We start from the raw sequence: 13,753 nt of genomic DNA, 5'->3' as shown, positions 1-13,753 counted from the left end.
CGCGATTTTCCGCTACAGGCGCGGCCTTCCAATGAACGTCATGTCCCTTCCGCAAGCCCCCAAGGTGGGCCTGGTCTCGCTCGGCTGTCCCAAGAATCTGGTCGACAGCGAGCGGATCATGACCAAGCTGCGCTCCGACGGCTATTCGATGTCGGCCGATTATGCGGGCGCCGACGTGGTGCTGGTCAACACTTGCGGCTTTCTCGATTCCGCCAAGGAGGAGAGCCTGGAAGCGATCGGCGAAGCCATCGCCGAGAATGGGCGGGTGATCGTCACCGGCTGCATGGGCAAGGAAGCGGACGTGATCCGGAACCGCTTCCCCAACGTGCTCGCGATCACCGGCGCCCACCAGTATGAAGAGGTGGTCGGCGCCGTCTACGACGCCGCGCCGATGCCGCCCAACGCCTTCATCAACCTGGTGCCCGACAGCGGGCTGAAGCTGACTCCGCGGCACTATAGCTACCTGAAGATCTCGGAAGGTTGCAACCACCGCTGCGCCTTCTGCATCATCCCGAGCCTGCGCGGTGATCTCGCCAGCCGCCGTCCCGACGCGATCCTCCGCGAGGCCGAGAAGCTGATCGCGGCGGGCATTAAGGAACTGCTGGTCATCAGCCAGGACACGTCGGCCTATGGCGTCGACCTGAAGCATGCCAGCTGGCGCTGGAAGGGCGGCGAGGTGCGCGCCCACATGACGGATCTGGCGCGCGCGCTGGGCGAGCTCGGCGCCTGGGTTCGCCTGCATTACGTTTACCCCTACCCGCACGTCGATCGAGTCATTCCGCTGATGGCGGAGGGGCTGGTTCTCCCCTACCTCGACATCCCCTTCCAGCACGCTAGCCCGAACGTGCTTCGTGCCATGCGGCGCCCCGCCAACGAGGCGAAGGTGCTTGAGCGGATCCGCTCGTGGCGCGAGATCTGCCCCGACATCGCCATCCGCTCCAGCTTCGTCGTCGGCTTCCCCGGCGAGACGGAAGAGGATTTCGATTATCTCCTCCGCTGGCTGGAGGAGGCGCAACTCGACCGCGTCGGCGCCTTCCGCTTCGAGCCGGTCGAGGGTGCCGCGGCCAACAACCTGCCCGGGCACGTGCCGGAGGAGGTCAAGGAAGAACGCTACGCCCGGGTGATGGAACTGACCGCCCGGATCAGCGCAGAGAAACTCGCGGCCAAAGTCGGGCGCACCGTGGACGTCATCATCGATGCGGTCGATCCGGACACCGGCGGCGCCACCGGCCGCTCCAAGGCCGACGCGCCGGAAATCGACGGCGAAGTCCACCTGCGGGATGCCGGCCATCTCGCCGCGGGAGACATCGTCGAGGTCACCGTCGAGGATGCGGACGAGCACGACCTTTACGGCGTGCCCGCCTAGCTTGCCTTGAAAGCGGCGCCACCCCTAAGTGGCGCCATGGCGACCATCCGCTTCGACCGCTTCACGCTCGACCAGGAGGATCGCCGACTGCTTCGCGACGGCGCCCCCGTGGAGGTCAACGGCCGCTACCTCGATGCGCTGATCCTGCTGGCGAAGGAGCCCGGCCGCCTCGTATCCAAGGACCGCTTCATGGACGAGGTCTGGCGCGGCGTGCCGGTCACGGACGAAGCCCTGACCCAGTGTATCAAAACGCTGCGGCGGCAGCTCGGCGACGATGCATCCCGCCCCCGCTTCATCGAAACGGTGCCCAAGCACGGCTATCGATTCATCGCGCCGGTAAGTGCGGATGACGACGCAGCCGAAACCGACCTTGCTCCGATGGTCAAGGTAACACCCTCCCCCACCGTGAGCCGCTTGCTTTTGGCGCTCGGCGGCGTGGTCGGCGGCGGCATCGCCGGCCTCATCGGCGGCATCGTTTACGGCTTTGCTGCGACCGCTCAACCGCTGCAGCCCGGAATGGGCGCAATCTCCGTCCTGCTGGTCCTGACCTGCCTCACCATCCTGGTCGCCTTGCTCGGCGGCATCGGCGTCGCGTTCGGGATCGTGCTCGCCGGCCGGGGCGGTTCATTGTTCTCCGTGCGGAGCGTCGTCGGCGGCGCGCTCGGCGGCCTCATCGTCGGCGCCATCGTCAAGTTGCTCGGTCTCGATGCTTTCAACCTGCTGCTCGGCCAATCGCCCGGCGACGTCACCGGCGGACCGGAAGGACTGGTCCTCGGCGCCGCGGTCGGGCTTGGCGGTTGGGCCGGGCAGCGCCGCTTCGGAACGCTTCGCGGAACGGCCTCGGTTGCGGCACTGACGGGCGGCACGGCCGGATTGCTGCTGGGGTTGATGGGAGGGCGGATGATGGGCGGGAGCCTCGATCTTCTCGGTCGTACCGTAGCCGGATCGCGGCTTCACTTCGACAGGCTTGGCGCCGTATTCGGGGAACCGGGCTTTGGCATCGTCAGCCGGTCCGTAACCGGGGCATTGGAAGGTGCCTTGTTCAGCGGCTGCCTCGTCGCCGGGCTGATCCTCGCCAGCCGCAGCCTTCGCTCGGAAGCGGGATGAAATACCGCCTGACCGTCGTTATGTCTTTGCCATGACCGACTTCGCGCCGCTGCTTCAGCCCGACCGGGACCAGACCGCCACCCCCATCCACCTCGTCGACAAAGCCGCATTCGAGGAATGGGCGAAAGGCCGACCGTCAGAGGATCGGGCCTTGCTCTCCGCGCATCGCTTCGACGGCAAGGACGCGGGGGCCTTCGTCATCCTCCCGCGGCCAAATGGGTCGTTTGAAGTTGTGGTGGCCGTCAAGGATGCGGCAACGCTTGGCCCGTGGTGCCTGGCCAAGCTTGGCGGAGCACTGCCGGCCGGCGCATATAAACTCTCGTCAGGTCAGCTTGGACAGGCCGGCCTTGGCTGGCTTCTCGCCCAGCACCGGTTCGAGGGTTACAAGTCGGCGCCTAAGCCCCCGGTCGGCGATCGCATATTGCTGACGGACGAGCCCGCTCGGATCGATGAGGCAGTGCGGCTTGCCCGGGCGACGGCATTGGTCCGCGATCTGGTCGACACTCCAGCAAATGACCTGGGCCCGGCGGAACTCGAAGCGGCGGCCAAGACCCTCGCCGACGAATATGGCGGGCAGTTGCGCGTGACCAAGGGCGATGATCTCGCCCAACAATTTCCGATGGTGCAGGCGGTCGGCCAGGCCGCGACTGCCGACCGGGCGCCGCGCATGATCGAAGTTGAATGGGGCAATCCGGACCATCCGCGCGTGGCGATCGTGGGCAAGGGCGTCTGCTTCGACAGTGGCGGGCTCGACATCAAGCCGGCAAGCGGCATGCGGCTGATGAAAAAGGATATGGGCGGCGCGGCGCACGCGCTGGCCTGCGCGCAGCTGATCGCCTCCGCGCGGCTGCCGGTTCGTCTTCACTTGCTGATCCCTGCGGTAGAAAATGCGGTGTCAGGCTCGGCCTTCCGCCCCGGCGACATCATCCGCTCGCGCCAGGGCCTGACCGTCGAGATCGACAATACGGACGCCGAAGGCCGCCTCATCCTCGGTGATGCCCTGACCCGGGCGGCGGAAGAAAAGCCGCAGCTCGTCGTCGATTTCGCCACCCTCACCGGCGCAGCACGGATCGCCCTGGGCCCCGACCTGCCTGCCATGTTCGCGAACGACGAGGCTCTCGCCGGCGAGCTGGAGAAGGTCTCGACCGAGGTTTTCGACCCTGTCTGGAGACTGCCGTTATGGGACGGCTACGAGGACATGCTGAAGAGCGACGTCGCCGACATCGTTAATTCAGGCGGTGCAATGGCGGGCACCATCACGGCGGCGCTGTTTCTCCGCCGCTTTGTTCCGGGCGACATTCCGTGGGTACATCTCGACACCTTCGCGTGGAGCCCAACTGCAAAGCCCGGGCGGCCCAAGGGTGGCGACGCGCTGGGGCTTCGGGCGGTATTTTCCTTGCTTCAGCGCCGCTTCGCACAACCCTGATCGAACCGGTTCCATGGTTTGATGCTGATTTTTCCGGTTTTTTCCCGACTTACGCCTGCAACATTTCGCTTCGTTACCGGTTTGTATCGATGGACCGACCCAAGGCGATGGAGACGAAGCGGCTATGAGCGAAGTATCGCTTTCCGGCTGGATGAAGGCGCTCATCGCATATGTGCGATCGGGAGAGCCGGACCTTACCAATCGACAGATGGCGTTGCTGATGCTGGTGTATCTGACGCCGGGACCGCACACCGTCCGAGGACTCGCCAAGATGCTCGGCGTTTCGAAGCCGGTTGTGACGCGCGCCTTGAATACGCTTGGGGCCCTGGGCTATCTCCGCCGCGAACGGGATCCGGACGACCGCCGCAACGTGTTCGTCGTCCGCACCAGCAGCGGGGCTGATTTTCTTGAAGGTTTCAAACGCAATATACGGCAAGGCGGCGGCGACAATGGATCGTCCGCCCACCGGCCCATCATCGGACAAGCACCCGCCTTCGCTCATCAGTCCTGACGGCTTCGGCCTGGAGGGTCCGTCCGACCTTCCCGACCCGAACTTCCACGCCTATCGCCGCGACCTCGCCGACGTCAGCCTGGCTGGCCAGGTCATTGCGTCGCATTTCGTCGAGCCAGTTGAGTATACGCTCGTTCGTGCCGCGGAGTTTCGCGAGTTTCCGGACGAGTCCGGTCAAGTCATTGCCGATCTTGTCGCGGGCGAACGGATGCGCCTGCTGGATTGCAAGCTTGGCTGGGCTTGGGGGTATGCCGGACCGGAGGAACGCGTCGGCTATTTGAACGCCGACGCTCTGGGCCTCGACTGAGCCGCTCCGTGACTTGCCGTCTCAAAAACCCTTCTTAGGCCGTTAACCAAGTTCCAATCACCTGAAAGTACAGAGGCGGGCAAAGGAGCTCGCGAATGGCCACAGCAGCGTTACCGGCGACCGCGCCCCTTGTGTCGGTCCGATGGAAATTTGTCGCGACCATCTTCTTCGGATCGTTCCTGCTGTTCCTGGTCCAGCCGATGATCGCCCGAATGGCATTGCCGCGGCTTGGCGGCGCACCGACGGTGTGGAATTCCGCGATGCTGGTTTACCAGGCATTGCTCCTCCTGGGCTATTCCTATGCGCACTGGCTGACCCGGCAATCCCCTTCCAAGCAGCGCCTTATCCATCTGCTGGCCTTCGCCATCGCCGGCGTGATGCTGCCCATCGGCCTGATCAGCGGCACGCCCGGTGCAAGCGCCAACAGTTTCCTGTGGGTGCCCTGGTTGCTGATCATGTCCATCGGGCCCTTGTTCTTCGTGGTGTCGGCGCAGGCCCCGATAATCCAGTCCTGGTATGCGAAATGCGGCCTCGGCGACCCCTACCCGCTCTACGCAGCCTCCAATTTCGGAAGCTTCGCCGGATTGCTGGCTTATCCCTTCGTGGTCGAACCGCTGCTTTCCGTAGCGAACCAGCGGATGCTCTGGAGCGCCGGATACGTCTTGCTTGCGCTTCTCTGCGGCTATTGCTCCTTTCACCTCCCCAAGGCGCGCACTGACGGAGCGGTCGAAGCCGTCCCACCCGCACGCTCGAAGATGATCCGGTGGGCGTTGCAGGCTGCCGTTCCGTCCGGACTTGTTCTGTCGACCACTCTGCAGCTGACGACCGATATCGTCGCCGTCCCGTTGCTTTGGGTTCTTCCGCTGGGACTATACCTGCTGAGCTTCTCCATCGCCTTCGCGGCAAGCCGCGGAGTTGCGGATGTGATGGGGCGCGCAGCGCCGTTCACCCTGCTCATCACGGCGTGTGCGGCCATGGCGAACGCAATGGATTACGCCCTCCCGATTGCCGGGCTGATCCTGCTCAACCTCCTTGCGGTGTCGGTCGCTCTGCACTCGGCCCTCTACGATCAACGGCCTGCCGCATCGCAACTGACCTATTTCTACCTTGCCATGTCCGCCGGCGGCGTTGCCGGCGGTATCTTTTGCGCTTTGCTCGCGCCGTTGCTGTTCGACTCGACCTACGAGAATGTCGTCCTTCTCACCGCCGCCGCCTTTCTTTTGAAGAACGAGCCGCTCTGGGAGAAGGTTGGACGATACTGGCAACGACAGTCGCGCGGGCGGCTATTCGCGATAGCGGCGGGGATCCTGCTTCTGTCCGCACTTGGGCCGATCTTTTCGGCGGCGGGGCACCGCAATCTCGGATTCACTTATTTGCTGATCGCCATTGGCGTTGCGACCGTGGGCAACCGGCTGCTTTTTGCGACCACAGCGACTGCCTTGCTTCTGTTCATGGGCGGATGGGAAAAGATCGCCCTTTCGGCCCAGCCAGGAATGATGACCCGTAGCTACTTCGGCATCTATTCGATTCATACGAGTCAGCCAGGGCGGCGCTCGCTGGCACACGGAACCACAATGCACGGCATCCAGCTCACCGGATCGCCGCAGCGGGAAGTGACCCCTACCAGCTACTATGCGCCACGGTCGGGGATCGGGCTCGCGATGCGGTCAACAGAGCGGCTCTTCGGTCCCGGCGCCCGCATTGGAGTCGTTGGGCTCGGAACCGGAACCCTGGCCTGTTATGCGACTGCGAAGCAGAGCTGGACTTTCTATGAGATCGACCCGGCCGTCGCGGACATTGCACGGGACCCCAAGCGCTTCACCTTCTTGTCCCGCTGCATGCCGAACGCTCGGATCGAAATTGGCGATGCGCGGCTGACCCTCGGTCGAAGCAGGCGCGGTTCGGCGGACTTGCTGACCATCGACGCATTTTCGTCGGACTCGGTTCCGATGCACCTCCTGACTCGTGAAGCATTCCAGGCCTATGCCGATCACCTGCGCTCCGGCGGCCTGCTGATGGTGCATATCTCCAATCGCTACCTGGAGCTGGAGCCGGTTATTGCCGGAGCGGCGAAGGATGGAGGGTGGTCCGCGATGGCGCGGAAATATTATCCGACCGACGCGGAAAAGGATCATGCCGCATCGGCTTCATTATGGATTGCGCTTTCTCGCGACCCGGAGACCGTTCGGCGATTGGTCGAGGGCAGCGGTGAAGAATGGCGCCTCTTGAACGAGAAGACAGGGTTTCAGCCCTGGACCGATGATCGGGGCAGCCTTCTCGGGCTAATTCACTGGGGCGGGTAACCGCCGGCTGATTCAAAGCTCCCCACGAGCGCGCCGGAGCGCCCGCCACTTGGCCACATTGGCATTATGCTCGGCCAAGGTGTTGGCGAAGACGTGGCCGCCGGTGCCATCGGCAACGAAGTAGATCGCCTGCGTCGGCGCCGGATCGAGCACTGCGGCGATGCTGGCCTTGCCTGGGTTGGCGATGGGGCCGATCGGAAGGCCGGGCGAACGATAGGTATTGTAGCCGTTATCGGCATTCAGTTCCGACCGCAGAATCCGGCGGCCGAGTGGCTTGCCCTTGGTGACCGGATAGATGACGGTCGGGTCGGCATCGAGCTTCATGCCGATGCGCAAACGGTTGCAGTAAACTCCGGCGACGAGCCGCCGCTCCGACGCCTTGCCCGTCTCCTTCTCCACGATCGAGGCCAGGGTGATTGCCTCTTCCTTGGTCGCGACCGGGCAGGTCGGCTTGCGCTTCGCCCAGAGGCTGTTCAGCGTCGTCGCCATCGCCGACTGCATGCGCGCGGCAACCTTCGTCCGGGCCTCGCCGCGCTCGTAGCCATAGCTGTCGGGAAGAGCGCTGCCCTCAGCGATGGCCGGGGTCGGACCCGTCAAGTAAGCGTTGGCAGCCAGCTTTTCCTGGATGATGATCGACGGCATCCCCTCGGTCACCGTGATCAGGCGCTGCACTGGCTTGCCACGCTGCAGGAGGTCGAGGATCGCGGCGCCGCCCATGCCCTTGGGAATCTCGAACTCGCCCGCCTGCACCGGATCGCCCGAGCCGAACAGGCGCGCCATCTTGGTGTAGGTGCCAGCCGAGCCAGGGATCGCCCCTGCTTTCTCAAGCTGACGCGCAACGCTGCCGAGCGTCGAGCCTTCCGCAACCACAACCGTGTGCGGCCCCGGCTTCGGACCGCTCGCCGCCCAAAGCAGCCAGTAAGCGCCGGCGCAGAGCAGCACACCGGCAACGGCTGCAATCAGGATCAGCCGTTTGAGCATGATCGCCTAATCGACCGCTTTCATCACCAGGGACGCATTCGTGCCGCCGAAGCCGAAGCTGTTGTTCAGGACCGCGCGAACCTTCCGCTCCTTGGCCACGTGCGGCACAAGGTCGACACCGGCCGTTCCCTCGCTCGGATTGTCGAGGTTCAGCGTCGGCGGCACGATCTGGTCGCGCATCGCGAGGATGCAGAAGATGCTTTCCACCGCACCAGCACCGCCGAGCAGGTGACCGATGGCCGACTTGGTCGAGCTCATCGACAGATTATCGATGTTGCTGCCAAACAGGCGGCGGACCGCGCCAAGCTCCAGCTCGTCGCCCAGCGGCGTCGAGGTGCCATGGGCGTTGATGTAATCGATGTCGCCAAGCGCGAGGCCGGAACGCTGAATGGCGTTCTGCATCGCCCGGAAACCGCCAGCGCCCTCCGGGTGCGGCGCGGTGACATGGTAGGCGTCGCCCGACATGCCGTAGCCGACGACCTCGGCGTAGATCTTTGCGCCGCGCTTCTTCGCCCGCTCATATTCCTCGAGCACGACCACGCCCGAGCCTTCACCCATCACGAACCCGTCGCGATCCTTATCGTAGGGACGGCTCGCCTTTTCAGGCTGATCGTTGAAGGCAGTCGACAGCGCCCGCGCCTGCGCAAAGCCGGCAATGCCGATCGGGCAAATGGTCGCCTCTGCGCCCCCGCAAGCATGACGTCCGCGTCCCCGAGCATGACCATGCGCGCCGCGTCGCCGATCGAGTGGGCACCGGTTGAGCAGGCGGTCACCACCGCATGGTTGGGGCCCATAAGCCCATACTTAATGCTGACCTGGCCCGACACGAGGTTGATCAGGCGCCCGTGGACAAAATGCGGGCTGACCCGGCCCGGTCCCTTTTCGTGAAGCACCAGGCTTTCGGACTCGATGCCCGGGAGACCGCCGATGCCCGACCCGATCGAGACGCCGGCGCGGAAGCGCTCTTCCTCGCTCATGTCGAGGAGGCCCGCGTCCTCGATCGCCTGACCGGCTGCGTCGATGCCGTAAACGATGAAGGGATCGACCTGGCGCTGGACCTTGTGGTCGACACGCTTCGACGGATCGAAGCCATATTCGTGATCCGCCGACTTCACCTCGCAGGCGATGCGGCACTTGTATTCGCTTGCATCGAAGTGGGTGATGGTGCCCGCGCCGCTCTTGGACGCTAGAATGTTCCGCCAGGTCGTTTCAACGTCCGCGCCAAGCGGCGTGACGAGACCCAGTCCGGTGACGACTACTCGGCGCATCCGAAACCTCCAAGAAACGCGACAGGCCCAAACCCGTCCGGGCTGAGCCTGTCGAAGACCTGTTCTGCAACTCCAGCCATGTGGTGGAGCAACGACCCTTCGACAAGCTCAGGGTGAACGGTTGGGGCTGAGCCGGAGCTTAGCCCTTGTTGTTGTCGATATAGTCGATCGCGTCCTTGACGGTCGTGATCTTTTCAGCGGCGTCGTCCGGGATTTCGACCCCGAACTCTTCCTCGAAGGCCATGACGAGCTCGACGATGTCGAGGCTGTCGGCGCCCAGATCGTCAATGAAGCTCGCGTCTTCGGTGACCTTTTCGGCTTCGACGCCGAGATGCTCGACGACGATCTTCTTAACCCGATCTGCGGTCTCGCTCATGCTCGTTTTCCTCCGTTAGAGCTTTTGACGCTGCCCTAGCGGCGCGGGTTGGCATGGGCAAGCACCTCTCGTCATTGCGGGGGTCGAAGCGATGGAGCAATCCCGTGGCACAAAAGCCGGGTTACTTCGCTTCGCTCGCAATGACGGATCAGCGACCACTCACTCCAGGAGAAACCGCACTCGCCCAATCCATGTTCGGCGACGCCATCGACTATGGCCACGTGCATCTGGTGCGCCGCAAATGGTGGCTGTTTCAGCCAAAGGAGGTTGCCATGGCCCCGACCGGCAACATCCACTTCCACCCGCACGGACAGCTCTGGTCTGAGGATTTCGCGGCCGAACCGCTGGGCAAGCAGGGCCTCTTCATTCACGAAATGACCCATGTCTGGCAGTCGCAGCATCGCGGCCGCTTCTACCTGCCGCTGATGCGCCACCCTTTCTGCCGCTACCGTTATGAGTTCCGGCCCGGTCAGCCGTTTGACCGCTACGGCCTCGAACAACAGGCCGAGATCGTCCGGCATGTGTTCATGCAACGGCACGGAAGAACAGCGCCGGATTGGCCTTCCCTGCCGGAGCTGGAGCCCGTGCTGCCCTTCTAACCTTTGGCCGAGGGTTCGTTTGCCTCGATCGCGTCCAGCACGGCCTCCGGCGCGACCATATGCTTCAGCTCATCGATGTCGCGCCGGGCATCGTGCGCGACATCCATCTTGTCGGCCATCTCGGAAACAAGCTGGACCAGCTTTGTGATCTCATGTTCGGCAAGCAAACTGACCTGGAGGTCGAGCTCCGCACGCCGTTCGGCCACCGCCGACATGCGGTTCTGACTGATCAGGATGAATGTCGACAGGAAGATCGCCTCGACCGACGCGATCATCGCTAAGACGACAAAGCTCGGATCCCACGGCTTGATGCCGACCAGACCGAGATTCGCGATGATCCAGAAGCCGTAAAGCGCCGCGTGCACATAGACGAAGCGCATCGAGCCGGTGAACCGGGTGATTGCCTGCGCCACCCGTTCTTCAAGGGTGGCATTCGCTTCTTCGTGCTCGCGCCGGCGCCGGAGCGCCTCGATATTGCGCCTCAACGATGAGTTAAGGCTGTCCGGCTCTGGCGGCGGAATGGTCGGAGTGCTGCCCATGAGGTCCGCAACGTCAGCCCCGGGCAGCGCGTTCCGTCAGGCCGCCAATCCACCGCCTGCTGCCGATCGGCCGAACAATTCGAAAAAGCGTCGGCTGACACCGCAGCGGTGAGCATCGCACTCCGGATGCCATTGCACTGCAAGAACCGGTGCGCTGGTGCCGACCACGGCTTCGATCAGTCCGTCCTCGGCGGCCACCGCATCCACCCGAAGGTCGGCCCCCAGCCGATCGACGCCCTGCTCGTGGACCGACGTGACCTGGATGCGCTCAGGCCCGCCCGCGTGCAGCACGCCATTCCTCGACAGCTGCACGTCGTGGCGATGACCGAACCAATGTTCGAATGCCAAGGCCCGGGAATCCGGATGCTGATGGCCATGGGCGACATCGGCGCGCAGCGAACCGCCGAACAGGACGTTGATCTCCTGAAGGCCGCGGCAGATGCCGAACACCGGCTTACCCCGGTCGATCAGCTCGGCCGCAAGAGCGAAGGCGACCGCATCCCGGTCCGGATCGAGGTTCGCGACCTCGCCTTTCCCGCCATAGGCGCTCGGCGCGACATTGCTTCGTGAGCCGGTCAGGAGCAGTCCGTCGAGGCGGGACGCGACGGACTTCGGATCGATCGCTGCGGATATGGCCGGCACGAGCAGCACGTCGACGCCCGAGACGTGCGTCAGCGGATCGATGAAGCGGGTGGCAACGCTTTGCACCGGCCGCTCGTGGAAGTCGTTGCTGCACAGCACGCCGACCAGCGGTTTCGAAGCTGACGATGCAGGTGGCTGGGCGAAGGCGGCACGCATGCCACCCCGCCTAATCAACCACTTATCTATTGTCTAGTGTAGAACTAGGCTTCCTTGGCTACAGCCACCAACGCCGGGCGAAGAAGGCGGTCCTTCATCATATAGCCCGCCTGCATCTCCTCGACGATCGTTCCCGGCTCCGCATCCGCCGATGGGATTTCGACCATCGCCTGATGCTTGTGCGGATCCAGCTTCTCGCCCTTGGCGGTAATGCGGGCAACGCCGTTGCGCTGAAACACCGAATCGAGTTCGCGCGCGGTCGCCTCGATGCCCGCCAGGAAATTGGCGGCCGTCTGGTCGGCGCGAAGCTCCTCGCTCACCGCGGCGAGCGCACGCTCCAGATGGTCGCGGATCGCCAGCATGTCGCGGGCGAAGCCCGTCGCGGCATAGGCCGACGCTTGCTGCTTCTCGGCTTCCAGCCGGCGGCGGACGTTCTGCGTCTCGGCCGCGGCATAGAGCGCCTTCTGGTTCGCTTCCTCGAGCTGCTTTTCGAGCTCGGCGACCCGGTCGTGTTCCTGAAGTTCGGGCGAGCCCTCGGCGGTTTCCTGGCGGAGATCTTCCGCTTCTTCTTGCAAGTTATTTTCCTCGTTCATGCCATCAATCTCGTGAGCGCATTGGCTGTAAAATCCACCATGGGGACCACGCGCGCATAGTTCAACCGCGTCGGCCCGATCACGCCCACAACGCCGACCACCTCGCCATTGCTCCCGCGATAGGGGGCGGCGATCACCGATGAGCCGGACAAAGCGAACAGCCGGTTCTCGCTGCCGATGAAGATTCGGCAGCCCGGCGCGTCGCGGGCGCCTTCCAATACGCGGGCGATTTCCTGCCTCTTTTCCAACTCGTCGAGAAGCAGGCGAACGCGCTCCAGATCCTCGGCGGCGCTTTCATCGATCAGGTTGGCATGGCCGCTGACGATCAGCACCGGTCGGCGCGCATGATCGGTAGTCCAGGACGCAAGCCCGGTTGCGACCAGCTCCGCCGCCGTGCGGTCCACCGCCTGCTTCTGCTCCAGGATCTCGGCCCGCAGCCGCGCCTCCGCCTCGGCGAGAGTCAGCCCGGCCAACCGCGCGTTGATGAAGTTGCTGACCTCCGTCAGCGCAGACGGCGCCGTCATGCCGTCAAGCTCGACGATGCGATTTTCGACGCTTCCGTCCGCTCCGACCAGCACCGCCAGCGCGCGGCTCGGGTCGAGCATCATGAAGTTGAGCTGCTTCAGCCTCATGTCCTGCTTCGGCGCCATGACGACCCCGGCGCAGGAGGACAGGCCCGACAAGGCCAGCGACGCCGCAGTCAGCTTGTCCTCGATCGGTTGCTCGCGCGCGATCCGCGCCTCGATCGCCGCCCGCTCGCGCGGATGGGGCACGGCGGCTTGCATGATGCCGTCGACGAACAGGCGCAGCCCTATCTCCGTCGGCACCCGGCCCGCGGAGGTGTGCGGGTGGGTAAGCAGCCCCCGCTCCTCAAGCTCCTGCATGACGTTGCGGATCGAGGCGGGCGATAGGTTGACGCTGCCCGCCAGCACCTTTGAGCCCACCGGCTGCCCGCGCTCGAGGTAAGACTCGACGACCAGCCCAAAGATCGCGCGCATGCGGTCGGTCAGTTCGACGATCTGGCTCATGCCCGTGATGTAGGAAGGTGCGTCGGTTAGCTCAACGCTGCTCCCGATATGTGTGACGTTCGACCGCCTCCGTCGCTTTGGCAGCGTCATCGACGATCCGGTCGGCGTGAAAGATGGCGCTCGCAACCCGTGAATCGCGTCCGGCGACGCAATTCGCGCTGAAGCGCACGGCCTGACGAGTGCCATTTTGAACCCACGTAAAGGTACCGTAGGGCCCGTCCGTCCTTTTCTCGTTGCACCCCTCCGGCTCGCTGAGCGCGGCCTTCAGGCTGGCGATCGCGGTTCTCACCTCACCGAGCTGCTCGGGCGTCAATCGAAGCCGTCGCGTCTCCAGCATGGTGCCGTTGGGATCGACGCCGACTTTCAGGCCCGAGACATGCTTGACGGCACCGTCTCCCTCGACCGTCCATTCGCGGAGGGTGACGCCCCAGCTGTTCACCTCCGCGCTGACCTCGCCGATGCTGCTTGCAGGCGACGGGGGCGGGTCCGCGACCGGTGCTGCGGTGCAGGAGGCTAGACACAAGGCAGCAAGGCCAATCAGCCGCATCGGC

The 13,753-nt window shown here is 64.4% G+C and carries 14 protein-coding genes and 1 pseudogene; 7 read left to right on the top strand and 8 right to left on the bottom strand.

The genetic code is table 11. The annotated features are described in order from the left end of the window. Nucleotides 1-31 precede the first annotated feature (31 nt). The 6 genes from rimO to G7077_RS12120 all read left to right on the top strand — a co-directional run bounded on the left by rimO (nucleotide 32) and on the right by G7077_RS12120 (nucleotide 7,020). A complete protein-coding gene (gene rimO, locus G7077_RS12145; protein WP_246167186.1) occupies nucleotides 32-1,366 on the top strand; it encodes a 30S ribosomal protein S12 methylthiotransferase RimO in 1,335 nt (444 codons plus the stop codon). A gap of 36 nt (nucleotides 1,367-1,402) precedes the next feature. Further along, entirely contained in the window at nucleotides 1,403-2,473 is a 1,071-nt protein-coding gene (locus G7077_RS12140; RefSeq protein ID WP_166411934.1) for a winged helix-turn-helix domain-containing protein, read from the top strand. A 31-nt stretch (nucleotides 2,474-2,504) separates the two neighbouring features. Beyond that, entirely contained in the window at nucleotides 2,505-3,899 is a 1,395-nt protein-coding gene (locus G7077_RS12135; RefSeq protein WP_166411933.1) for a leucyl aminopeptidase family protein, read from the top strand. Nucleotides 3,900-4,050: 151 nt separating this feature from the next. Next, nucleotides 4,051-4,410 (top strand): MarR family winged helix-turn-helix transcriptional regulator, encoded by a 360-nt coding sequence (locus tag G7077_RS12130; RefSeq protein WP_166411932.1) that lies wholly within the window; start codon nucleotides 4,051-4,053, stop codon nucleotides 4,408-4,410. Then, entirely contained in the window at nucleotides 4,349-4,717 is a 369-nt protein-coding gene (locus G7077_RS12125; protein ID WP_166411931.1) for an SH3 domain-containing protein, read from the top strand. Before G7077_RS12130 ends, G7077_RS12125 begins: the two co-directional genes overlap by 62 nt. A 95-nt stretch (nucleotides 4,718-4,812) precedes the next feature. Then, nucleotides 4,813-7,020, top strand: a complete 2,208-nt coding sequence (locus tag G7077_RS12120; RefSeq protein ID WP_166411930.1) for a fused MFS/spermidine synthase — start codon at nucleotides 4,813-4,815, stop codon at nucleotides 7,018-7,020. Nucleotides 7,021-7,032: 12 nt separating this feature from the next. On the opposite strand, the gene mltG is transcribed toward G7077_RS12120, so the two are convergent. From mltG to G7077_RS12105, 3 genes and pseudogenes are all read right to left on the bottom strand, one after another. Then, nucleotides 7,033-8,001 carry an endolytic transglycosylase MltG gene (gene mltG, locus G7077_RS12115; protein ID WP_166411929.1) on the bottom strand — a complete coding sequence of 323 codons (969 nt, stop codon included), beginning with the start codon at nucleotides 7,999-8,001 and terminating at the stop codon, nucleotides 7,033-7,035. A gap of 6 nt (nucleotides 8,002-8,007) precedes the next feature. Continuing rightward, a pseudogene (gene fabF, locus G7077_RS12110) lies at nucleotides 8,008-9,269 on the bottom strand (beta-ketoacyl-ACP synthase II). 139 nt (nucleotides 9,270-9,408) lie between these two features. After that, nucleotides 9,409-9,645, bottom strand: coding sequence for an acyl carrier protein (locus G7077_RS12105; protein ID WP_166411928.1), 237 nt, complete (start codon nucleotides 9,643-9,645; stop codon nucleotides 9,409-9,411). 140 nt (nucleotides 9,646-9,785) lie between these two features. Between G7077_RS12105 and G7077_RS12100 the strand changes: the two genes are divergently transcribed. Continuing rightward, complete coding sequence (locus G7077_RS12100; protein ID WP_166412472.1) at nucleotides 9,786-10,244, top strand: vgr related protein; 459 nt, start codon at nucleotides 9,786-9,788, stop codon at nucleotides 10,242-10,244. Here G7077_RS12100 and G7077_RS12095 read toward each other — a convergent pair. Genes G7077_RS12095 through G7077_RS12075 form a run of 5 tightly spaced genes read right to left on the bottom strand, consistent with a single transcriptional unit; the run spans nucleotide 10,241 to nucleotide 13,749 of the window. Further along, nucleotides 10,241-10,783 carry a DUF1003 domain-containing protein gene (locus G7077_RS12095; RefSeq protein WP_166411927.1) on the bottom strand — a complete coding sequence of 181 codons (543 nt, stop codon included), beginning with the start codon at nucleotides 10,781-10,783 and terminating at the stop codon, nucleotides 10,241-10,243. The genes G7077_RS12100 and G7077_RS12095 overlap by 4 nt on opposite strands. A gap of 36 nt (nucleotides 10,784-10,819) precedes the next feature. Beyond that, on the bottom strand, nucleotides 10,820-11,581 hold the full coding sequence (locus G7077_RS12090; protein ID WP_166411926.1) for a gamma-glutamyl-gamma-aminobutyrate hydrolase family protein: 762 nt from the start codon (nucleotides 11,579-11,581) through the stop codon (nucleotides 10,820-10,822). 44 nt (nucleotides 11,582-11,625) lie between these two features. Then, a complete protein-coding gene (gene grpE / locus G7077_RS12085; protein WP_166411925.1) occupies nucleotides 11,626-12,174 on the bottom strand; it encodes a nucleotide exchange factor GrpE in 549 nt (182 codons plus the stop codon). Next, the gene (hrcA, locus tag G7077_RS12080) at nucleotides 12,171-13,202 is read right to left on the bottom strand and encodes a heat-inducible transcriptional repressor HrcA (protein WP_166411924.1); all 1,032 of its coding nucleotides are present in this window, start codon (nucleotides 13,200-13,202) and stop codon (nucleotides 12,171-12,173) included. Before hrcA ends, grpE begins: the two co-directional genes overlap by 4 nt. A gap of 31 nt (nucleotides 13,203-13,233) precedes the next feature. Continuing rightward, nucleotides 13,234-13,749 (bottom strand): hypothetical protein, encoded by a 516-nt coding sequence (locus tag G7077_RS12075; protein ID WP_166411923.1) that lies wholly within the window; start codon nucleotides 13,747-13,749, stop codon nucleotides 13,234-13,236. Nucleotides 13,750-13,753 lie beyond the last annotated feature (4 nt).

Source organism: Sphingomonas piscis, assembly GCF_011300455.1.
Taxonomy (GTDB): Bacteria; Pseudomonadota; Alphaproteobacteria; order Sphingomonadales; family Sphingomonadaceae; genus Sphingomicrobium; species Sphingomicrobium piscis.
Note: the sequence above shows the minus strand (reverse complement) of the source record. Positions and strands in the feature narration are given on the sequence as shown.